The organism is Pseudonocardia asaccharolytica DSM 44247 = NBRC 16224 (assembly GCF_000423625.1).
Taxonomy (GTDB): Bacteria; Actinomycetota; Actinomycetes; order Mycobacteriales; family Pseudonocardiaceae; genus Pseudonocardia; species Pseudonocardia asaccharolytica.
Window position 1 is genome coordinate 1 of sequence record NZ_AUII01000048.1, and the last position, 20,819, is coordinate 20,819.

The following is a 20,819-nucleotide window of genomic DNA, read 5'->3' on the forward strand; positions in this document are numbered from 1 at the left end:
CATTCCGTTCCTGGACTACCCGCCGGAACTGCGTCGCGTCGTCTACACCACCAACGCCATCGAGTCCATCAACTTCCAACTACGGAAAATCACCAAGACTCGCGGACACTTCCCGTCCGACGAGGCCGCGATGAAGCTCATTTACCTGGGCCTGCGGAACATCTCCAGCAAGAGGGGAGGTGAATCCGGAACCGGTACCTGGGGCTGGAAAACGGCTCTAAATACACTGGTCGTCCTCTTCCCTGGACGACTCCCACTGTGAGAGAATAACAACGTCAGTCACCCGTAGCTTACACGGGAATCGTGACAGGCTCTCGCGGCGCTGATCGTCGAGTTGTTCCACGTCCGGTACACCCCAGTTGATCGCCGTCCGGCCGTCGAGGCGCATCCGGCTGATCTACCGTATGCTCGTCGGCCACGGGCGCACCGGCGAGCCGAGGGGATTTCGGGAGACCGACCTCGCCGCCCTGCTCGATGCCCACATCAGCTCCGCGGACCGCTGGTGCTGATGTGGGACAACGCCACCCCGCACGTCGACGCCGCGATGCGCGCGCTGCTGGCCACCGGCCGTGGCTGACGGTGTTCCGGCTCCCGCCCTACGCTCCGGAGCTCAACCCGGCCGAGGGGGTCTGGTCGCATCGCAAACGCGGCCTGGGCAACCTGGCGGCGTGCACCACCGACCAGCTCGCCGCCCTGGTCGGGACCCGCCTGAAACGGATGCAGTACCGGCCCGGCCTGCTCGACGGTTTCATCGCCGCGACAGGCCTGGCCCTCCAACCCCGTAGCCGAACCTCAGCCTTTCAACCTGTGTTGCGCGTCATGTACACGTCCTGCGTGAGACGCGGGCGCGCGTGCCCGAGCTGGTTCGCGATGACGCGCGCCGACAGCCCTGCCTCGTCGAGGATCGTTGCAGCGGTCTTGCGGAACGCGTGGGAGGCCACCCAGGCGAAGCCGTCCGAGCCGCGAGCCTGCCGGAGCATCCGGCGCGGCTTCTGCCTTCCGCCGCCGCAGCATCGCCAGCGTGGACGACGGAGGATGAGCGTCCGCTCCCCGGTCGCCGTCTTGGTCGCCTTCCGTCGGAGACCGTCGTCCTTGAACCGGACGATCGTGTGATCGATCGCCACGGATCCGCTGTCGAAGTTGACGTCCGCCCACCGGACCGCCAGCGCCTCACCGATCCGAACGCCGGTCGCGAGCATGAACCGGCACAGGTCCGGCAGATCCCACCGAACCACGGCCTCGTCCAGGATAGAAGCGGATCTTCCCGTGGGGTGCCGATCGGTAGCGGTGGCCGGGCCATCAGGTCGCGTCCTCGTCGAGCTGCGCCCACCGCTGCCGAACGGTCTCCTCCTCGTACCGGAGGTAGCGCCCGACGCGCTTGCCGTTGGGCCCGTAGCCCTTCTTCGCCACTGGTAGAGCGTCTGGACCGGGACGCCGAGGAACTTTCGAGACGTCCTCGACGCTCCACAGGCGGTCGCTGACCTTCATCGGTTCGTCGCCCCCTCTCCGGTACCGCGTCGTGATCGCGAGTTGCCGAACGGTTGTCGTCGGGTGGGTCGCTGTCGCCTGCGAGGACGAGCGCGGCGTCGTAGTCGGCGCGCCATCGCTGCGCTGAGAGATCGCTTGCAGGAGGAGCGTCAGGGGCGGTGGCCGGTCGGGGTCGCCGGGCCGGGTGGGTTCCCGGATGAACGGGCCGTCGTCGACGGCGAAGGCGGGGCGGACGCCGGTGCGTTCGAGCAGTTGCCGAACGAATACGGCCCGCTCGGCCTTGTGGTCGTCGAGGGACTTGTTCGACCACTTGCGGGAGACGAGCACGCGGCGCCCGGCGATGCCGAGGTGTTCCGGGCGGTGGCCTTGCTCTTGCACCGGCCCGGTTCCGTGGACAGCAGGCCGCCCTGGGCTGCACGCCGTAGAGCAGCCACACCCCGGCAGCGCGGCGAGCACGGTGTCACCGCGAGTTCAGCGACGAGGCGCCGGTGATGCTCGCGCACCACGTCCGATGTGCCCTCGTCGAGTCCGGCGGCTTTCGCGACGTCCTTGGTCAGGTACTTGGTGAGGTAGCCGGTGTGTCGCTTGTCGCCGCTGTAGCGGATGACGTCATGCGCCGGCCACCAGACCTGGTCAGCCTCCCGATTCCACAGCGTGAGGTATCGGACCGTGAATGGGACGAGTCGAAACAGATGAGAGAACTCATCGCACGGTGTCCGCGAGGGCCCCGGTCAGGCGCCGACGTAGGCCGCGAGGTGCTCGCCGGTGAGGGTGGAGCGGGCGGCGACGAGGTCGGCGGGTGTGCCCTCGAAGACGATCCGGCCGCCGTCGTGGCCGGCGCCGGGGCCGAGGTCGACGATCCAGTCGGCGTGCGCCATGACCGCCTGGTGGTGCTCGATGACGATGACCGACTTGCCGGAGTCGACGAGCCGGTCGAGCAGGCCGAGCAGTTGCTCGACGTCGGCGAGGTGGAGGCCGGTGGTCGGCTCGTCGAGGACGTAGACGCCGCCCTTCTCGGCCATGCGGGTGGCCAGCTTGAGCCGCTGCCGCTCGCCGCCGGACAGCGTCGTGAGCGGCTGGCCGAGGCTGAGGTAGCCGAGCCCGACGTCGGCGAGCCGGTCGAGGATGGCGTGCGCGGCCGGCGTGCGCGCCTCGCCGGCGCCGAAGAACTCCTCGGCCTCGGTCACCGACATCGCGAGCACCTCGCTGATGTCGCGGCCGCCGAGGTGGTGGTCCAGCACCGATGCCTGGAACCGCTTCCCCTCGCACTCCTCGCAGGTGGTGGCGACGCCGGCCATCATCGCCAGGTCGGTGTAGATGACGCCGGCGCCGTTGCAGTTGGGGCAGGCGCCCTCGGAGTTGGCGCTGAACAGCGCCGGCTTCACGCCGTTGGCCTTCGCGAACGCCTTGCGGATCGGGTCGAGCAGCCCGGTGTACGTCGCCGGGTTGCTCCGTCGCGAGCCGCGGATCGCGCCCTGGTCGATCGACACCACACCCGCGCCGGCCGGCCCAGAGAGATGTGGCAGCGACCCGTGCACGAGCGAGCTCTTGCCGGAGCCGGCCACGCCGGTGACCACGCAGAGCACCCCGAGGGGGATGTCGACGTCGACGTCGCGCAGGTTGTGCGTGGTGGCGCCGCGGATCTCCAGCGTGCCGGTGGGCGTCCGCACCGTCTCCTTGAGAGCGGCCCGGTCGTCGAGATGGCGGCCGGTGATGGTGCCGCTGGCTCGCAGCCCCTCGACGGTGCCCTCGAAGCAGACGGCGCCGCCCGCCGTACCGGCGCCGGGGCCGAGGTCGACGACGTGGTCGGCGATCGCGATCGTCTCCGGCTCGTGCTCCACGACGAGCACCGTGTTGCCCTTGTCCCGCAACCGCAGCAGCAAGTCGTTCATCCGCTGGATGTCATGGGGGTGCAGGCCCGTGGTGGGCTCGTCGAAGACGTAGGTGACGTCGGTGAGCGAGGAGCCGAGGTGGCGGATCATCTTGGTGCGCTGCGCCTCGCCGCCCGACAGCGTGCCCGACGACCGGTCGAGCGAGAGGTAGCCCAGCCCGACCTCCACGAACGAGTCGAGGATCTGCAGCAGCGCCGCGAGCAACGGCGCGACCGACGGCTCGTCCAGACCTCGCACCCACTCGGCCAGGTCGCTGATCTGCATCGTGCAGACGTCGGCGATGCTGATCCCCTTGATCTTTGACGATCGAGCCGCCTCGCTGAGCCGAGTGCCGCCGCACTCGGGACAGGCGGTGAAGGTGACCGCCCGGTCCACGAACGCCCGGATGTGCGGCTGCATCCCCTCCTTGTCCTTGGACAAGAAGGACTTCTGGATCTTCGGGATCAGCCCCTCGTAGGTGAGGTTGACGCCGTCGACCTTCACCTTGACCGGCTCCTTGTAGAGGAAGTCGTTGAGCTCCTTCTCGGTGTACTTGCGGATCGGCTTGTTCGGGTCGACGAAGCCCGACTCGGCGTAGACCCGCACGGTCCAGAAGCTGTCCGACTTCCAGCCGGGGATGGTGAACGCTCCCTCGGCGAGCGACTTGGAGTCGTCGTAGAGCTGGGTGAGGTCGATGTCGGAGACTGTGCCCCGGCCTTCGCAGCGCGGACACATGCCGCCGGTGATGCTGAAGCTGCGCCGCTCCTTCACGGTCTTCCCGCCGCGCTCGAGCGTGACCGCACCCGCTCCGCTGATTGAAGCGACGTTGAAGGAAAACGCCTGGGGCGAGCCGATGTGCGGCTGCCCGAGTCGGCTGAAGAGGATGCGCAGCATCGCGTTGGTGTCGGTCACGGTACCGACCGTGGACCGGGGGTTGGCGCCCAGCCGCTCCTGGTCGACGATGATCGCCGTCGTCAGCCCGTCGAGCACGTCGACCTCGGGCCGCGCCAGCGTCGGCATGAAGCCCTGCACGAAGGCGCTGTAGGTCTCGTTGATCAGCCGCTGCGACTCCGCGGCGATCGTGCCGAACACCAGCGAGCTCTTGCCCGAGCCGGAGACGCCGGTGAACACCGTCAGCCGGCGCTTCGGGAGCTCGACGCTGACGTCGGAGAGGTTGTTCACGCGCGCGCCGTGCACGCGGATCAGATCGTGGCTGTCGGCAACGTGCAGCGCAGGCGACTGCGCGTGCGTCCTCGTGGCCATGCTCATCGTGTCTCCCTCTGTTAGGCGGGGCCGCCTTCGCGGTCTCCGTCGGCGTGGCCACCAGCAGCGCCTCGCCGCCCAGTCGAAGGACAGCAGCACCAGATACGGCGCACCGTCCGCCGAGGCACTGGCCACCCAGACATCTTTGTCGTGGGTGAGCCGATGATCGATGTCGCGACGACGCTGAGCGCGGGAGCGGGGTCGGCACTCATCGGTCGTGAAGCAGCCCGGGGGCGTTGCGATCGGGGTCGGTGACGGTGGCCACCAGGCGGCCGCCACCGACGTCGTGCCCGGGCTCCTCCACGGTGCCGTCTGTGCAGGTCATGGCTGCGATCGCCGGACGGCTCAGCGCAGCTCCTGGATGCGGATCATGTTGCCTGCGGGGTCGCGGAAGGCGCAGTCGCGGACGCCGTACGGCTGCTCGGTCGGCTCCTGGACGACCTCGGCGCCGCTGGCCTCCAGCTTCGCGAAGGTGCCGTCGAGGTCGGTGGTGGCCAGGTTGACGCCGAAGTAGCTGCCCTTGGCCATCAGCTCGAGGATGGTGCGGCGCTCGTCGTCGGTGATGCCGGGGTTGGCGGCCGGCGGGTGCAGGACGATGGACGTGTCGGGCTGGTCGGCAGGGCCGACCGTGATCCAGCGCATCCCCTCGTATCCGACGTCGTTGCGGACCTCGAAGCCGAGGGTGTCGCCGTAGAAGGCCAGGGAGGCGTCCGGGTCGTTGTGCGGAAGGAAGCTCGAGTGAATGGTGATGTCCATGACAGTCACGCTAGGTGCGGCTCGGGGGCCGGCGCTTCTCGATTCCTGATCGGTCTGGTCACCTGCTTCGCGACGCACGGCGGCATCCCCGCCGTCGCTCGCGCCGCCTGGCGCCGATAGACGCTGGGCGGCACCCCGACCAGCTCGGTGAAGCGACTGCTGAAGGTGCCCAGCGACGAGCAGCCGACCGCGAAACAGACCTCGGTGACGCTGAGGTCGCCACGACGCAGCAGCGCCATCGCGCGCTCGATGCGCCGCGTCATGAGGTAGCCGTACGGCGACTCGCCGTAGGCGAGCCGGAACTGGCGGCTGAGGTGCCCGGCCGACATGTGCGCGCCGCGGGCGAGCGCCTCGACATCCAGCGGCTGCGCGTACTCCCGGTCGATCCGGTCGCGGACGCGGCGCAGCCGCGCGAGGTCGCGCAGGTGCTGCGCTGCGGCGGGTCTGCTCGGGAGGCTGTACGAACTAGCCACGCATGCGTCCGCGGCAGTCATTGCCGAAGCCCTCGGGTACTCCCCCAAGGTGAACGCTCCTTACTCGTCCTACTCGAACACGTTGCGCTACCAGCCGGTCGCCCGCTCTCCGGTGGCGAGCACGACCGTACCCCGCAGGTAGCCCAGTTCGCCGTCGCTGCCCGCGTCCTCCACCTGGACCGTGCGCCGAACCCCGGCCGCGTTCGTCCCTTCGCTGGCCGCCTGCCAGAACCGCTCGATCGCCGGACGGCCCTCGACTGTCTCCGTCTGGGTTGCGATCAGCCGCGTGTCCTCCGTGTAGTACGCGGCCACGGCGCGGTAGCCGCCCTCGTTGAACACCGTCTCCAGTAGCGGGTGAAGTCTCACACCGTCCTGCCTGCTCGCGACCAAGGATCGCATCGCGACACGCACAACGCGGCCGATCCTGCGCACCGCCTGGCGGACGGTCACGCGGCATCGTGACCGGGGCCGGCGGGCGGTGGCCCGAGCCCGACCACGCACCGGGTGTGAGCGGCGCGGAGCTCGGTGGCGTTCCAGTCGCGAAACGCGGTGTCGGCGCCGGGTCGTCCGCACAGTGCGCAGACGCCCGCGGCGCCGTCGATCACCTCGCGTCGCCGGGCGCTCCAACCGTCGGGATCCCCGCGGGCGCGAACGCGGCTCGGCAGGGGTGCGGCTTCGGCAGGCGGCGCGGTGGTGCGGCTGCGCACGGTGCTGAGGGTGTTCATGGCGGCTGGGGCTCCCTGTGTCGGCGGAGACCGCCGGCCCGGGTGGGTCCCGGACCTGTCCGGGTTCTCCACTGCCCAGTACACCCCCGGGCACCGACACTTTCGGCCACTCGGTCCGTGCGTCCGCCGTTGGATGAGCGCCGTGGCCTTCGGTACGCGGGATGCCCGACGCCTCGCCTCAGCCGGCGCGGTCGGGGCCGGCGCGGTCCAGAGTGACCCGCAGCAGTACCCGCCGCTCCTGCTGCATCGCGGCGCGGTAGTCGTCCCAGTCCTCGTGTTCGCCGCTGATGCGCCGGTAGTAGTCCACCAGGCCGTCCATCGCGTCCGGCAGCAAGACGATCTCGGCGCGGCCCTCCACCTGGACCCAGCGTCCGAAGAACCCGTCGGGCAGCACACACAGCCACATCCGGTGGTCCCGCCGCAGATTGCGCACCTTGATCGCGGTCTCCCGGGTGCTCACCAGCACGCGCCCGTCCTCGGCCACGGCGACCAGGACCGGGGACATCTGCGGGGTGCCGTCGTCGCGGAGCGTGGCGAGCACCGCCCGGTGCTGCTCGCGGATCACCGCACGTGCCTCGTCGAGGTCCATCCATCGACCGTAGCCGCCCGGAGGACCACGCGGCGACCACCGACGATCTGGGGGTACGCGCACCACCCGTGTCACGGCGCTTCGCAATGGCCGCGTCAGCGCGGCGAGAGCGCGCTGCGAGCGCGCGCTCGGAGGATCCGGGCCCGACGAGCCCGGAGGACGAGATGCACGACGCAGTCAGCACAGCGGTGAGGGACAGGGCGACCCACGCAGGCGTCGCCGAGCTGGGCACCCTCCTCGGGGTATGGGCCCACCCGGACGACGAGGCGTATCTGTCCGGCGGCCTGATGGCGCTGGCCCGCGACGCCGGATCGCGGGTGGTGTGCGTGGCCGCCGAGCGCACCGGCGAGCTGGCGCGCTGCCTGAAGGTCCTCGGGGTCATGGAGCACCACTGGTCATCCCGACCACCGTGCGGTCTCGGCGTGGACCACCGCGGCCTTCGACCGCGCGGCGCCGTCCGGGGCGCGGCTGCTGTATGCCGCGGTCGCCGAATGGCGGGTGCCGCGGTGGAACGAGCTCGACGACAGCCTGGGCATGGACCTCCCCGGCTACCCGGTCCCCCTCCTGGCGGCCGGTTCGCGGTCGATCTGGTGCTGGACCCGGACACGGCGGCCCGCAAGGTCCGCGCGCTGACGGCACAGGCGACCCAGACGGCCGGGCTCATCGCCGCCATGGGCGTCGAGTGCTACACCGCTTGGGTCGGTGACAAGTCGTTCGCCGCAGCACCGGCGTCAGGGCGGTCCTGATCGCTTCAGGTTCCGCTCGATGGCCCAGCCGGGCCACCTCGAGGACGGTGGCCCGGCTGGGTGCCGGCGGGCCCGGGACGACCGGTGGGGACGGTGCGGCGCCGCGAAGACCGTCGGCGGGGGCGTCCGGGGCCCGGTCGGCCGCGGCGACGAGCCGCGCCGCCGGTTCGTTGTCGCCGAGCCGGCGCAGCAGGTCGGCAAGGTTGCGCAGGGTGACCCACAGGTGGGTCCAGTTGCCGGTGCGGGCGAAGTAGTCGATCATGTCGCGGTAGCCGCGCAGCGCGTCGTGGACACGACCGGCGCCGGCACGCACCCTCAGTAGGCCCACCGTCGCGACGCCGATGAGGAAGGTCGCGCCCGAGGTGCGGGCCAGGTCGATCGCCCAGAGATAATGCCGCTCGGCCGGCTCCCGGCGCCCGGCGGAGCTCTCGATCTCCCCGGCGACGTAGGCGCCCCACGAGAGCATGGTGGGCGAGACGGCGCCGGCGAGCCCCGGTCGTTCGCGGCCGCGCCTGGTCGGGATCGCCTGCGTAGGCCGTCGCGAGGGCCGCGATCCCGAGGTTCTCGCGTGGCCGTCTCGTGAGCGCGGCCGCAGCGAGGGAATGCTCGACCTGGTCTACGAGGTCCGGCCGTAGGACGTTCGGCGGCGGCCGGGGACCGTTCCAATCGTCATGAACCGAGCCCCAGCGCCGAGGGATTGAGTGTCGGTCCGGATCGACAAGCCGCTTGAGCTGTTCGAGCAGCTCCCAGGTCGTGGTGCCGTCGAGCGCCGCGCGGTAGGGGTAGAGCTTGCCGAGCTGGATATGGGCGGAGCCGATGTCCCGCATCCGCTCGATCATCCGGCCCCGCAGGTCCATCGCGGCGGCCCGGGCCTCGGGGTTGGGGGCCAGCGCGGTGAGCCGCTCGCGGTCGGCCTCGCGGGTATGGGCCAGCCGGTAGTCGGCGGGCCGATCGGGCCAGTAGATCAGGGGTTCGATGCCGTAGGCGTGCCGCAGGACCAGGAAGTTGTGCCCGATCCGGAGGTCGTGCTCGGCGATGACGTCGGCGTTCTCGGCCCAGAATCCTGCAGGGTGCGCAGCGCGACCGGCGCCACGGACAACGGGAACAGCGCGTTGCTCGGCACGTGTTGCTCGGCACGTTGCTCCGGTCCCGTGGGCCGAGCATGAGCGTGCGAACCACCCGACCGTCGCCGAGCACGACCTCCAGGCCCAGCACGTAGTCGGTGCGGAATCCCTGCCCGACGTCACCGACCTGCTGCGAAAGGCCACCGCCGACGGTGGCGTGCAGCCCGGAGAGCGTGCCGAGGTGGGCCACCCACATACCGGTTCCGGCGAGTGCCGCGGTCAGCTGCGCCCACGTGACTCCGGGTTCGACGACCACATAGCGGTCGGCCGGTTCACCTCGACGATCCGATCGAGCCGTGCCACGTCGATGACGACACTGTCCGGTGTGGACGGCAGGTGGGCGAGGGTGTAGGACATCCCGCCGCCGCGCACCGTCGCCGAAAGGCCGTGGTCGCGGCAGATCCGCAGCACCACCGCGACGTACTCGGTGGAGCCCGGGCGCACCACCGCGGCAGGCACGGCCAGCATGCGATCGGAGAAGTCGGCTGCGGCGAAGCGTCGCGCCGTGTTGCCGGTGCTGACGTGCTCGGCGCCGATCGTGCGCGCCAACGCGTCCTCGACGCCGGTTCCCTGCGCCGGAACGGAGACGGCGCGACTCACGACGCACCACCGGGCGTGTACCGGCGCGAGACCCCCGCTGCCGTGCGCGCCGCGTCGAAGACATGTGTCGAAGACAGTACCGGACCTCCAGGCCACCCATCAGACGTAATTGTAGGACGATAATGTGTAACCGGTTTGCTTCTGTCAACGCCCAGCCGACCGAGAAAGAGGGACTCATGAACCAGTCGTCAGCACTGACCGTCGACCTGGCCTTGCAGCTCGTCAGATCCACGCTCGAGATCGCCGCCGCGGAGACCACCGGTGTGGCGGTGGTCGTCGTCGACTCCGGCGGACGGGTGGTCAGCGGCGCCCGCGCGGACGGCGTCGGCTGGGTGAACTGGGAGGTGGCGACCCGCAAGGCGGTGGCGGCGGCCACCCTGGGTGCCCCGACCCATGCGGTGCGCGCGATGGCGAGCGAGGATCCGGTCCTCGCCGCCGCGGTCGACGGCGTGGAGCAGGTGCTCGTCGTGCCCGGTGGGTTCCCGGTGCGCGCCGGCGACGCCACGGTTGGTGGGATCGGTATCGCCGGCGGCCACTACACGCAGGACCAGCAGATCGGTGAGAAGGCGCTCGCCGCCGCCGCCTCGTCCTGATCATCACGGACCGCCCCGACTCCACCGGAAGCCGGGGCGGTCCGCACCGTGCACAGCTACGATGAATCGTCCGACCTCCTCGTAAGGCGAAACTGATGACGACCACTTCGGGTGCCAGCAGAGCGACTACTGTGGATGGTGTGGTGCAGGCCATCACGGAGGGCATCAGGGACGGGCTGTACGCCCCGGGACAGCGGCTGGTCGAGGCCGATCTCACCAGGGAGTTCGGGATCAGTCGTGGACCGCTTCGGGAGGCCTTCGGGCGGCTCGCCGCCGACGGCCTCGTGGTCATCGAGCCCTACCGCGGTGCGCTGGTGCGGCGGATGAGCCGCGAGGACATCATCGAGCTGTTCCAGGTGCGGGAGGCGTTGGAGGGGAAGGCCGCCCGGCTCGCCGCGGAGCGGATCGACACCGTGGACCACCGGACGCGGCTGGAGGGTGTCCTCGCCGAGGTCCGCGGGCATCGGGAGGGCTCGGATGTCGGGCGCTATATGGACGTCAACGAGCGCTTCCACCAGGTGATCGTGGAGATCAGCGGCAACAAGATGCTGGCCAGGCTCCTCGGACAGCTCCACGTGCAGGCCTTCCGGCTGCTCTACCGGCGGCTCGCGGACGCCGCGGCCAAGACGGATTCGATCGACGAGCACGACGGCGTCGCCGCCGCGATCCTCGCTTCGGACCCGGATGGGGCCGAGCGGGCCATGCGCGAGCATGTCCGCAGCTCCGCCGAATCGGTGCTGCGACTCGAGGTCTGGCAGGCGCGCGGGCCATTGGGCGGCCGCCGCGCAGCGCACTGACGCCCGGCCGCCGACCCTTCTGCGACGTCCTTGTGGGATTCACCATGCGGCGTTATCGTCCTACAAACATGTAGGATGAAGTATGAGAACCGTCATGGTCCATGACGTCGAAGGCGGGTCCTTCGCCACCCACCGGGGTGAGGGCATCTCCTTCCAACGCCTGCTCAAGGGTGAGGAGGGCGCGCCCGACAACTTCGAGCTCTCGCTGGTCCAGATCGATGAGCGCTACCGGACGCCCCGGCACCACCACAACTTCGACCAGATCCACTATGTGCTGGAGGGCGCGCACCAGTACACGCGCGACGCCACGATGCCCGCCGGAACGGTGACCTACCTCCCCGAGGGCACCTACTACGGGCCGCAGGTCGGGCAGGGCGGGGTCGTTCTCGGCGTGCAGATGGGCGGGTCGGCGGGCAGCGGATTCATGAGCTACGACCAGCTCGCGGCGGGCAACAAGGCCCTGTCCGAACGCGGACGGTTCGAGAACGGCATCTTCCGCTGGGTGGACGACGAGGGCCGCCACCGCAACCAGGACGGCTACGAGGCCATCTGGGAACATGTGAACGGCAAGCCCGTCGATTATCCGAAGCCTCGTTACGACCAGCCGATCAGCATGTGGCCGGACAGTTTCTCCTGGGTGCCCGCGGAATCCGAGCCGGGCGTCGCACACAAGCATATCGCGACATTCGGCGAAGGGCGCACGACCGTCGGGCTCACGCGAATCGAAGCCGGGGCCACCCATCGGGTGCCGGAGCGCCCGGGGGCGCTGCTGCATTTCGTGGTCAATGGTTCCGTGCGCTGCGTGGAGACCACATATGGCTCCTACACCGCGATTCGGATCGATGCGGGGGAGAGTGTCACCTATCTTGCGACGGCGGATACCGAGTTGTTCACCATCGGGCTGCCCGTCTTTGTCAGTGCCGATGTCGCCACCGGACGGACGGAGGAATCATGACGATCACCGAGCAGTCGCGAGCGGTCGGCAAGAAGGGCATCCCCCGGGAAGGAGAGGGTGGGTTCTCCCAGTGCTGGTATCCCGTCGCGCTCAGCAGCGAGATCGAGAAGGGCGGGCTGTCCGGCAAGGACTTCCTCGACGGACGTGTCGTCGTCTACCGCGGCGAGGACGGGCAGGCCAGGGTGCACAGCGCCTATTGCCGGCACCTCGGAGCGGACCTGTCCGTGGGCGATGTGTGCGGAAATGATGTCCGCTGTCCGTTCCATCATTGGCAGTACGGCCCCGACGGCATGTGCACGAAGATCCCGGCCGGGGTCGAGCGTATTCCCTCCCAGGCTCGTCTGTTCACCTTCCCGGCCGCTGAATCCATGGGGCTGATCTGGGCGTTCAACGGAACGGAGCCGCTCTACGACCCGCCGGCCTTCCCCACCTATCCGGCCGAGGACCTGGTGTTCCGGGCCCACGAGACGCGGCGGTGGCGGGTCGATCCCTATATGTTGCTGACCAACTCGATGGACTTCCAGCACCTGCGGGAACTACACGGCATGAAGATCGAGTACGATCCCGCCGATATCGTCATCGATGGATTCCAGTACGAATACCAGGTCGACGGGGAGCTGCCGAACTTCGGCATGCTGTGCCAGCATGTGAGGTGCTTCGGAAACAATGCGATCACGCTCACGATGACCCGGGATGACGGCAGCCGGGTGCTGGGTGCGTTCGGCGGCACCCCGATCGGGAACGGATCGCGGGGCTTCAACGTCGCCGCCACCCTCAAGGGCTCCGGCAGCGCCGACGACGAGCAGCGGGTCGACCAGATCCTGGGCATGAGCGAGGCACTGATCACCCAGTTGCAGGACGAGGACGCGCCGATCATGGACACGATCCGGTTCCGGGAGGACGTGCTCATCGAGGCTGATCGCGCCCTGGGTAAGTTCTTCCGCTACGTCCGCGACTTCCCGCGGGCCCACCCCGGCGACGGGCTCATCAACTGACGGCTCCGGATCTGCTGCGAACACTACGAAAATGCTGTCGATCATGAATCTGAACAGCTGCTGCGTAGCGTTCGCAGCGACAGCGCCGGCCGGTCCCGCACGAAGGAACAACTGAATATCCGCCCTAACCCGCCCCGACGCGGGAGCGTTCGCCGCGCGCTACCACGGCTACGGGGAGCGGGTGCATCTCACCGGCATTTCAGGCGCTGGTGCGCGATTCTGGAGCGACGGCGGACCGATGCCCGCGCCGGTCTGGACACCGCGGGGTTCGTGTCCGGCTACCCGGGCAGCTCCCTCGGCGGTCTGGACACCGAGATCGAGCGGCAGGCCGCGACGCTGGCCGAGCTGGGCGTCGTGCACCAACCGGGGGTCAACGAGGAACTCGTCGTCACCGCGGTACTCGGCTCGCAGCTCGTGGAGGGCCGCCCCGAGGCGTGCGTCACCGGCATCACCGGCTGGTGGTACGGCAAGGCGCCCGGCCTCGACCGGGCCGCCGACGCGATCCGGCACGGCAACGTCGCCGTGACCGGTCCGCACAGCGGCGTCGTGGTGCTCGTCGGCGACGACCCGTCCTCGAAGTCCTCGACCCTGCCGAGTGCGTCGGAACTGGCCCTGCACGACCTTTCTTCTCCCGGTGCTGGCGCCCGGATCGGTCGCGGAGGTGATCGAGCTGGCCCACCACGCGGTGGAGCTGTCCCGGGCCTCCGGACTGTGGGCCGTGATGAAGATCGTGACCGATGTCGCCGAGGGGTCCGCGAGCCTCGTCGTGCAACCCGCGGCCCAGCCGGTCGTGCCGGTAGTCGATCTGGTGCGCGGACGGTGCGAGGACACCATGGACACCGGTCGGCTGGCCGGGGTCGTCAGGGACCGCGCGATGGACCGGCTGCCGCGCCGACGCGAGTCGATCTCGCTGCTGGGTCGCCCGCTGGGTCTGTCCCCGGTGCCGGCCCGCCAGCCGTACTTCTGCTCCGGCTGCCCGCACAACCGTTCGACACAGGTGCCCGGCGGCACGCTCGTCGGCGGAGGCATCGGCTGCCACCTGATGGTCGTCAGGATGGACGAGCGGTTCGGAGAGTTCACCGGCATGACGCAGATGGGCGGTGAGGGCGCGCAGTGGGCGGGATGGCCCCGTTCGTCGCAGCGACGCCGCTCGTGCAGAACGTCGGTGACGGCACGTTCTTCCACTCCGGGCAGCTGGCGCTGCGCCAGGCCGTCGCGTCCGGGGCGAGTTGACCTACAAGCTGCTCTACAACACCGCGATCGCGATGACCGGCGGGCAGCGGCCGCGCGGGCTGCTGCCCGTACCGGAGCTGACCCGGATGCTGGAGTTCGAAGGCGTGGCTCGCACGGTCGTCACGACCGAGGACCCTCGCCGCTACCGCGGCGCCCGCCGGGCGGGGTCAGCGCCCGCCGCAGACGACCCCGGCCTGCGCGGTGAACTGGTAGCCGGCATCGCGCGTCATGCGGCACAGACCGTCGAGCGTCTTGGACCTGAACACCCGACCCAACGCGGTTGCGGAGTCGTGGCCAGCCACCCCGGTGATGACGTTCACGAGCGCGGGCTCGAGGAGCGGCTGCTCGCATCGGTCGACGAGATCGAGAACGAGGCCCTGGATGGCCGAGCCGGTCTCATCGCTCAGCGCGGCCCGCGCGTTGCGAGGTGGTTCGGTATCGATCCTCTTCAGGATCGCGGCGAGCCCATCGACGACTGTCTTCGTGGCGGCATCGCATCGCTCATGGCGCTCGTCCTTGGCGCGCTCGTCCTTGGCCGAGACGGCGGACAAGGGGCCGGTGACGTTCCCGCCGCATCCACCGACGGCCAGAACGGCCAGCAGCGCCGGAGCCAGCAGCACCCGTCTCACGGCAGGCTCCCTGATCGTTTCCTCACGACAACTTGATCGCGAGGCGGAGCTTCGGTGTTAGCCCCGGTGGCTCGCTACTCCGCGGCGGCGACGAAGCAGTACCGATTGACGCTGAACAGGTAGTCGTCGTCCGCTCCGCGCTCCCGCAAATCGGCCATCCAGGCGTCGACGTCCACGGACGTGATCCCCGGGCGACCGGTGACGAGCCGTCCGATCATGCCCATGATCAGCGCGCTGTAGGCGTCCTGGTCATGGGTCGGGTTGAACAGGGGAATCAGCGACCGGCCGGTCACCCGGAACCCGGCGCGGCGGAGCCGCTCGACCCGACGGCGTCGGCCAACGACGCCACCAGAAACCGGGCCCCGAGCCCACATCGAGAATGCGTTCCCCCGGCCGGGGCGCGAGCAGCGCAAGCACCTCGGCGCGCTGCTGCACGACGTCCGGGGTGGAGTAGACGCGCTGGATGTTGCGCGCGGCGTCCTCGTCGAACTGAAGCATCGACATGCTGACCTCCCGGTGGTCGCGGAGACGACGGGGCTTGGGTCGGCGTGTCTCAACGGGCAACATGCGGTACTGACGCCGCCTCCATGATGAACACGTCGGTTCCGGTGGGCCTGGTCAGGTGAGGCGGAATCCGGCCTGGTCGAGCAGCGTCTGGTACCGATCGACGGTCCGTTCGCGGCCTCCGGGCGCGACAGGCACGTTGAGAGCATGATCGTTAGACGCGGCGGCGACGGGCTTCGTCGAGGTGCAGCAGCAGGTCGGCCGGGAGGGCGTCGATGTCGAGAGCGTGGCGCAGCCGGGTAGTGCCTGGGTCTCGATGCGGTCGCGTAATCCGCTGATGTCGGCCAGGTCCTGGGTGGCGACCACGAGATGCAGCACCGGCTGGGTGCGGCTGCCGGAGAGCCGGGCGGTTGCCTTGTGCACCCCGGGGATAGGTTTCGATCTCGGCGGCAAGCGGGGCGGCGGTGTCGGCGACGACCGCGGCCCACGATGCCCAGCCCGGCAGCGCGAGCTGGGTGGGGATCCCAGGGTCGTCGGGGCGCATCGCAGGCAGCACCGCGAGCCCGGTGGTCAGCACGAAGACACCGGCGGCGAAGAACAGCAGCCCGAACAGGATCAGCAGAGCGCGGTTGAGGCGGGCAGGGCGGTTGGGGCCGGCCATCAGGTGCTCCTGTGCGGGGAGACCCGTATCCGCAGCCGGGGGCGGCGGGCTAGGGCGATGTCGGTGAGCCGCTCGTCGAGCCGGCTACCAACCTGCTCGGCACACCAGGGGTGTCGGCGGCGTCGCTGCGACCAGCACGGCGGCGGCGAGCAGCACCAGGGCGAGCAGGGTCGCGGGCAGGCTGCGGCGGGGGCGTCGGATCATTCGATCACCCGGCCAGGGGGTGTGGGTGGTGCAGCGCGGTGACCGTGATGTCGACCTCGCGGACCTGAAGGCCGGCCAGCTCGCCGAGTCGGTCGATCAGGTGTGCGCGGATCTGTTCGGCGACCCGTGCGACCGGGGCGGGATAACACACCCACAGCCGAGCCTGCAGCGAGCAGACCCTGCCATGGGCCGTAGCCCGAACCTGCGGTGCCAGGTCGGGATCTTCGCGGCGGGTGGGCACCCCGAGCAGCCGGTGGCCGGCGGGGGCATCAACGGAGCCGGTCCCGACCGGAGCCGGTCAGGCTCGACAGGTCCAGCGCGCCGTCGGCCCAGCGGCCCACGAGCAGGCCGACAGCGCCGAGGACGAGCACGATGAGGAAGGCGACCAGCCCGCCGAACGCGCCGGCGAAACCGAGTGCCAACCCCGTGAGCAGGCCGATCAGGGTACCGTTCATGGGTCAGGGCTCCTTGGGCTTTGTGGTGCCGGCGGTGATGCCGGGGAGTTCGGGTCGCGGGTTCGGCGATGGTTCACCGGGAACGGCGAGGTCTTCGATGGCCACCTCGACCCGCAGCCCCGCCGCAAGGGGCGCGACCGCACGGCGGACTTGGCCGGCGACCTGATCCATGACCGCGGGGTAGCGGGCGACGACATGGATGGCCACCTCGTCGGCGGTGATGCGGATGCCGGTGACCCGCCGCCCGGGCAGATAGGTCACAGCCTGGCCGTCCCGGCCGCGGTGCAAGCTGGCGACCAGCGGACAGGCCAGCACCGCGGCCACGATCGGGTCCACCCGCCGGTCGATCTCGCGCCCGATCGGCGCGGCGGCCGGGGGGACCAGGTTGGCCAGATCGACGGTCACGGAGACAGAGTTATTCGACGCGGGCCGGTTGCCGGACCTGCTCCTCGCCGGTGTCCTCGCCGGGCAGCTGCATGTCGACCACGCTGATGTTGACCTCGACGACCTCCAGGCCGGTCATCTGCTCGATGGAGCCGATCACGTTGCGCCGGATCGCGCGGGCCAGGTCGACGATCGCCACCCCGTATTCCACGACGATGGTGAGGTCGATCGCGGCCTGGCGTTCGCCGACCTCGACCGCCACTCCCTGGCTGCTGCTGGCCCGCGCGCCCGGGATGCGCTCACGGACCGCGCCCATCGCGCGCGCCGCGCCGCCGCCGAAGCCGGCGACTCCGGTGACCTGCCGCGTGGCCAACCCGGCGATCTTCGATACCACGGTGTCGGCGATCGTGGTCTTGCCCTGGCTGGTTTCCAGATCGCTGGCGCGACCCGCAGCCGTGGCCGGCGCGCGGGTCGATGCGGTTGCCTCGTTGCGCGAGGTCTGCGGGCTGCTCGAACCCGCGGTGTCGCTCGCGGCCGAGATGTTCGGGGTAGTCATCAGCTATCGATCTCCTTCAGCTATCGGGAGGTTGTGGCCGGGAAGGTGCTGGCGAATCTTCCCGGAGCGGCCTCGGTGTCGTGGGTGGTATGCCACTACCTGTGAGACACCCGGTGCCCCCGGACCGCACATGATCGAGCGCATCTAGAGTGTGATATACACCACAGTAGGAGGATGGAGCCCTGGCGGGCTGGGAGGCGGCTGGTCAGGAGAAGACGTCGTCGATGACGACGGAGACGACGACCGGGTCGAGCCCGGTCAGCGTGCGGACCTCGTTGGTGACCTCGCTGCGGATCCGCTCGGCCAGTGCGTGCAGATCCTGGCCGTAGTCCGCAGCCAGCGTCAGCTTGATCGCGGTGCTCTCTCCGGCCACCCCGGCGTCGGCCTGTTGGTCGCTGCGGGTATCGGCGGCGGGCAGGCGGCTCAGGGCGACCCGCACTCCGGATACCCGGGCCGCGGTCTCGCGGGCGGTGACGGCCACGACCCGAGCGGCGATCCGGGTGATGCCGTCGCCGTTGGTGAGCAACCCGTACGTGGGGTTTTCCGCTGCGCCGCGAATGTGGCGCAGCGCCGCCTCCACGATCTCCCCCGGGGCGTGGACCTTCCGGGCGGCCAGCTCGCGGACCGGGGCCCACGCTCGGTCGTACTCGGCGAGGGTGGCCTGGCAGTGCGGGCAGAGCCGCTGATGCGGGGTGCGCTCACCGGCCCGGCCCTCGGCCACCTGGGCGAGCAGATCGTCGGCCTCGGCGCCACAGGCCAGCCGCGCGCCGCGCAGCTCACCGCTGCTCATTTGCCGTTCCGCTCATATCCAGTCCCGCAGTTGGTTCAGCAGATTTCGCCGGGCCCGGGACAATCGGCCCCGCACCACGGGCTCGGAGACCTTGAGGATGGTCGCAACCTCCCGGTAGGACAGCCCTTCCAACTGGTACAGCACCAGCGCGACGCGCAGCTCCGGCGGCAGTGTCGCCATCGCCGCCAGCGTGGCCTGAGCCCGCTGTCGAGCGAGCACGGCCTCATCCGCGCCGGCTGCCGACGGGTGATCGGCTTCGCTGAGCGGCTGGATACGGTGGGTGTGGCGCCGGCGATTCAAACACCGGTTGACGACGATGCGGTAGAGCCAGGTGGTGAACGTGGCGTTCCCGGTGAACCCGGCCACCGCGGTCCAGAGCTGGATGATCACGTCCTGCGTGACGTCCTCGGCGTCGTGCGGATTGCCCAGCATGCGCAGCGCGATTCGGAAGATCCGGTCTCGATGCCGCCGGATCAGCACCTCATAGGCCTCCACGTCGCCGCCGCGGACCTTGGTGACCAGCCACCGATCCGCGTCGTGGTCGACCTCGTCCCCCACGGCGGCAGGCAGTCCACCGACCGGCCGCGGCCCACGGGCCTGCGGCCCCGGCCCGATCCCTCCGGCACCCCGAAGCCGGTCATCCGATGAGTCCGGGATATCGCGGCTCTGCGGCGCAGTCTGCGCTGGTGTACCCGCCGACTGGGCTGCGGCGTGCTGGTCGGAGCTGGGCCCGGGCTCGGGGCCCTCACCCCGGGACACGTCGGGCTGGCCGCGGACGTCGCCGTGCCCGTGGCGGGCGAGCGGGTCAGACACCACCGATTTATCGAACCCGCCGGTCACCGCCACGTTCAGGACATACCCACCGCCGAGGGTGTGATGCGTCCGAGGTCCCCGTTGCGGGACCCCCGCTCGGAGGCACGGCGATCGGGGGCAGTGGTCAGGTTGTTGCGGCACTCCTCGGCTGGTGGAGGGTGCGCCGCGATGCGGCCGAGGCGGATGTGGCGGATCCGGTCAGGAGCCCGCTTCCCCGAAGGGAGAGCGGGCTCCTGACCGGATCGTAGATCAGACGACGCGCACGCCGGTGGCCTGAGGGCCCTTGGCGCCCTGGCCGACCTCGAACTCCACGCGCTGTCCCTCGTCGAGGCTGCGATAGCCGCCGGCGTCGATCTCCGAGTAGTGGACGAAGACGTCAGCGCCGCCCCCGTCGACCGAGATGAAGCCGAAGCCCTTCTCGCCGTTGAACCACTTCACAGTTCCCTGTGCCATGTGTCTGCTCCTCGCAGGTGGTGGGCCCCGCACCGTGCGGGGCCCGGTCGGCCCTGGCGGCGCTGGCCGGCTTCCTGTTGATGCTGGCCCTCGACACCGCTTGTCCCCGCGAGCGTGCAACACACGAACACCGAAACTGAACGACCTACCTTGTCCAACGACTGAGGGCCCCGATCAGTTCCCCGGCGCTCAGGGTGGCAGTGGCCTACGAGGCGGGCCCGACGAACTCGGGCTGGCGTGGGCGCTGATGGCGGTCTGGTCCGGTGTGCGGTTGCGACTCCGTCGAAGGCGGAGCGTCCGCCCCCGGGGCGGGTCAAGGGCCTGGAGCCTGGCCGTCATGGACACTTGATCGCTCCGTTGATGCCTCATATCAACTGTGTGCCAGAACTCGGCCGCCATCGACCTCTCACCGCTGCAAAGCTGACTCCGAGGGGCTCTCGGCCGCCAACGCGATCGGGAGTGATCGAGGTGCTGCTGCGGGATGCGCGCAACTCCTCGATGCTGTCGCTACCACCCGGGCCTCGACCGCGATACGCCGCGCCACCGCACCCAGGCCGAGAGGTTGTAACTCACCCGTTCGACGCGGCCGCGGCAATTGTTCAACACCGCCAGAAGCGCCGGTAATTCAGTGGAGAGGTTCCGTGACCGTGGCCACCATGCCCGTCGACGTGTCCGGTCGTCATCGCTCCGGTTTCAGTCTCAAACCGGAGTGTCTGCGGCGACGCCCCGGTGGCGTGTGAAGCAGATGTGCAAGGTGCGTTCCGACATCATGTCGGTGCCCCGGGCTCGGCCGAAAGCGACCGCGTTGGGTTTCATTGAGGGTTATTCACGCGAGTGCATAGAAGTGGAGTGCAACTACGGTTGAAATGGTCTCCGCGAACGTTGCGAGCGGGCGGCGGTAGTCGGTGTGCAGGATGCGCCCGCTCTTGAGGTTGGCGATGACCTGTTCGATGCGGTAGCGAATCTTATTGACTTGAGTGTTGAAATCCTTCTCCCAGTCGAGAAGGTCACGGCACTCCGGTTTCTTGATGGGCGTATCCATGCCGTTGCCGACGTATCCCTTGTCGCCTATCCAGTTGCTTGGGTCAAGCGTCCGTAGGACGCCTGAACCCTTCAGGCAGTACGAGTCGTGTCGACCTCCGACGATCGGATCAGAGATCCA

28 protein-coding genes and 3 pseudogenes are annotated in these 20,819 nt (G+C 69.7%); 7 read left to right on the forward strand and 24 right to left on the reverse strand.

Going from position 1 to position 20,819, the window contains the following annotated elements; genetic code table 11:
- A partial coding sequence (locus tag G567_RS33695) for a transposase (RefSeq protein ID WP_161631752.1) occupies positions 1-262 on the forward strand: 262 nt, incomplete at its 5' end.
- 212 nt (positions 263-474) lie between these two features.
- Positions 475-648 (forward strand): annotated as a pseudogene (locus G567_RS36945) (transposase); the annotation flags it as partial.
- A 152-nt stretch (positions 649-800) separates the two neighbouring features.
- Here G567_RS36945 and G567_RS33700 read toward each other — a convergent pair.
- From G567_RS33700 to G567_RS34620, 11 genes and pseudogenes are all read right to left on the reverse strand, one after another.
- Entirely contained in the window at positions 801-1,235 is a 435-nt protein-coding gene (locus G567_RS33700) for a site-specific integrase (RefSeq protein ID WP_245585780.1), read from the reverse strand.
- A gap of 64 nt (positions 1,236-1,299) precedes the next feature.
- The gene (locus tag G567_RS36950; protein ID WP_028931949.1) at positions 1,300-1,866 is read right to left on the reverse strand and encodes a replication initiator; all 567 of its coding nucleotides are present in this window, start codon (positions 1,864-1,866) and stop codon (positions 1,300-1,302) included.
- A gap of 29 nt (positions 1,867-1,895) precedes the next feature.
- Positions 1,896-2,180, reverse strand: a pseudogene (locus G567_RS37310) (hypothetical protein); the annotation flags it as partial.
- A gap of 39 nt (positions 2,181-2,219) precedes the next feature.
- Positions 2,220-4,628, reverse strand: coding sequence for an ATP-binding cassette domain-containing protein (locus G567_RS0124115; protein ID WP_028931950.1), 2,409 nt, complete (start codon positions 4,626-4,628; stop codon positions 2,220-2,222).
- A 339-nt stretch (positions 4,629-4,967) separates the two neighbouring features.
- Complete coding sequence (locus tag G567_RS0124125; RefSeq protein WP_028931951.1) at positions 4,968-5,378, reverse strand: VOC family protein; 411 nt, start codon at positions 5,376-5,378, stop codon at positions 4,968-4,970.
- 5 nt (positions 5,379-5,383) lie between these two features.
- Positions 5,384-5,851 (reverse strand): helix-turn-helix transcriptional regulator, encoded by a 468-nt coding sequence (locus tag G567_RS0124130; protein ID WP_028931952.1) that lies wholly within the window; start codon positions 5,849-5,851, stop codon positions 5,384-5,386.
- 87 nt (positions 5,852-5,938) lie between these two features.
- Entirely contained in the window at positions 5,939-6,217 is a 279-nt protein-coding gene (locus G567_RS0124135; protein WP_161631753.1) for a nuclear transport factor 2 family protein, read from the reverse strand.
- 80 nt (positions 6,218-6,297) lie between these two features.
- Complete coding sequence (locus G567_RS0124140) at positions 6,298-6,576, reverse strand: hypothetical protein (RefSeq protein ID WP_028931954.1); 279 nt, start codon at positions 6,574-6,576, stop codon at positions 6,298-6,300.
- 178 nt (positions 6,577-6,754) lie between these two features.
- Positions 6,755-7,165: a PPOX class F420-dependent oxidoreductase gene (locus tag G567_RS0124145; RefSeq protein ID WP_028931955.1), complete on the reverse strand. Its 411-nt coding sequence runs from the start codon at positions 7,163-7,165 to the stop codon at positions 6,755-6,757.
- 395 nt (positions 7,166-7,560) lie between these two features.
- Positions 7,561-7,701, reverse strand: coding sequence for a hypothetical protein (locus G567_RS36500; RefSeq protein ID WP_222595685.1), 141 nt, complete (start codon positions 7,699-7,701; stop codon positions 7,561-7,563).
- Between the two features lie 124 nt (positions 7,702-7,825).
- Positions 7,826-8,377: a hypothetical protein gene (locus G567_RS34620; RefSeq protein ID WP_028931956.1), complete on the reverse strand. Its 552-nt coding sequence runs from the start codon at positions 8,375-8,377 to the stop codon at positions 7,826-7,828.
- Positions 8,378-8,612: 235 nt separating this feature from the next.
- Here G567_RS34620 and G567_RS36505 point away from each other — a divergent pair, with 235 nt between their 5' ends.
- Positions 8,613-9,077 carry a hypothetical protein gene (locus G567_RS36505; protein ID WP_028931957.1) on the forward strand — a complete coding sequence of 155 codons (465 nt, stop codon included), beginning with the start codon at positions 8,613-8,615 and terminating at the stop codon, positions 9,075-9,077.
- 61 nt (positions 9,078-9,138) lie between these two features.
- Here the strand turns inward: G567_RS36505 and G567_RS35000 are convergent.
- A pseudogene (locus G567_RS35000) lies at positions 9,139-9,503 on the reverse strand (FAD-binding oxidoreductase); the annotation flags it as partial.
- Between the two features lie 308 nt (positions 9,504-9,811).
- Between G567_RS35000 and G567_RS31175 the strand changes: the two are divergent.
- The 4 genes from G567_RS31175 to G567_RS0124190 all read left to right on the forward strand — a co-directional run bounded on the left by G567_RS31175 (position 9,812) and on the right by G567_RS0124190 (position 12,975).
- On the forward strand, positions 9,812-10,228 hold the full coding sequence (locus G567_RS31175; protein WP_051233510.1) for a GlcG/HbpS family heme-binding protein: 417 nt from the start codon (positions 9,812-9,814) through the stop codon (positions 10,226-10,228).
- A 140-nt stretch (positions 10,229-10,368) separates the two neighbouring features.
- Positions 10,369-11,025, forward strand: coding sequence for a GntR family transcriptional regulator (locus G567_RS31180; RefSeq protein ID WP_051233511.1), 657 nt, complete (start codon positions 10,369-10,371; stop codon positions 11,023-11,025).
- Between the two features lie 82 nt (positions 11,026-11,107).
- Entirely contained in the window at positions 11,108-11,980 is an 873-nt protein-coding gene (locus G567_RS31185; protein WP_147201285.1) for a cupin domain-containing protein, read from the forward strand.
- Entirely contained in the window at positions 11,977-12,975 is a 999-nt protein-coding gene (locus tag G567_RS0124190; RefSeq protein WP_037058017.1) for a Rieske 2Fe-2S domain-containing protein, read from the forward strand. Before G567_RS31185 ends, G567_RS0124190 begins: the two co-directional genes overlap by 4 nt.
- 1,400 nt (positions 12,976-14,375) lie before the next feature.
- On the opposite strand, the gene G567_RS0124205 is transcribed toward G567_RS0124190, so the two are convergent.
- The 12 genes from G567_RS0124205 to G567_RS34635 form a co-directional block, all read right to left on the reverse strand.
- On the reverse strand, positions 14,376-14,828 hold the full coding sequence (locus tag G567_RS0124205; protein ID WP_028931961.1) for a hypothetical protein: 453 nt from the start codon (positions 14,826-14,828) through the stop codon (positions 14,376-14,378).
- A gap of 83 nt (positions 14,829-14,911) precedes the next feature.
- Positions 14,912-15,130 (reverse strand): hypothetical protein, encoded by a 219-nt coding sequence (locus G567_RS0124210; RefSeq protein WP_028931962.1) that lies wholly within the window; start codon positions 15,128-15,130, stop codon positions 14,912-14,914.
- Positions 15,131-15,555: 425 nt separating this feature from the next.
- Positions 15,556-16,002 carry a hypothetical protein gene (locus tag G567_RS0124220; RefSeq protein ID WP_028931963.1) on the reverse strand — a complete coding sequence of 149 codons (447 nt, stop codon included), beginning with the start codon at positions 16,000-16,002 and terminating at the stop codon, positions 15,556-15,558.
- A 208-nt stretch (positions 16,003-16,210) separates the two neighbouring features.
- Positions 16,211-16,447: an Asp23/Gls24 family envelope stress response protein gene (locus tag G567_RS35765; protein WP_051233513.1), complete on the reverse strand. Its 237-nt coding sequence runs from the start codon at positions 16,445-16,447 to the stop codon at positions 16,211-16,213.
- 28 nt (positions 16,448-16,475) lie between these two features.
- Positions 16,476-16,661: a hypothetical protein gene (locus G567_RS0124235; protein ID WP_028931964.1), complete on the reverse strand. Its 186-nt coding sequence runs from the start codon at positions 16,659-16,661 to the stop codon at positions 16,476-16,478.
- Positions 16,662-16,664: 3 nt separating this feature from the next.
- Positions 16,665-17,066 carry a hypothetical protein gene (locus G567_RS35770; protein WP_211224067.1) on the reverse strand — a complete coding sequence of 134 codons (402 nt, stop codon included), beginning with the start codon at positions 17,064-17,066 and terminating at the stop codon, positions 16,665-16,667.
- A gap of 10 nt (positions 17,067-17,076) precedes the next feature.
- Positions 17,077-17,601: an Asp23/Gls24 family envelope stress response protein gene (locus G567_RS0124245; RefSeq protein WP_037058019.1), complete on the reverse strand. Its 525-nt coding sequence runs from the start codon at positions 17,599-17,601 to the stop codon at positions 17,077-17,079.
- 205 nt (positions 17,602-17,806) lie between these two features.
- Entirely contained in the window at positions 17,807-18,391 is a 585-nt protein-coding gene (locus tag G567_RS32520) for an Asp23/Gls24 family envelope stress response protein (protein ID WP_051233514.1), read from the reverse strand.
- A 12-nt stretch (positions 18,392-18,403) separates the two neighbouring features.
- Positions 18,404-18,949 (reverse strand): RNA polymerase sigma factor, encoded by a 546-nt coding sequence (locus G567_RS31205; RefSeq protein ID WP_037058021.1) that lies wholly within the window; start codon positions 18,947-18,949, stop codon positions 18,404-18,406.
- A 504-nt stretch (positions 18,950-19,453) separates the two neighbouring features.
- On the reverse strand, positions 19,454-19,657 hold the full coding sequence (locus tag G567_RS0124260; RefSeq protein ID WP_028931966.1) for a cold-shock protein: 204 nt from the start codon (positions 19,655-19,657) through the stop codon (positions 19,454-19,456).
- 507 nt (positions 19,658-20,164) lie between these two features.
- On the reverse strand, positions 20,165-20,263 hold the full coding sequence (locus G567_RS36515; protein WP_245585782.1) for a hypothetical protein: 99 nt from the start codon (positions 20,261-20,263) through the stop codon (positions 20,165-20,167).
- A 220-nt stretch (positions 20,264-20,483) separates the two neighbouring features.
- A partial coding sequence (locus G567_RS34635) for a transposase family protein (protein WP_028931967.1) occupies positions 20,484-20,819 on the reverse strand: 336 nt, incomplete at its 5' end.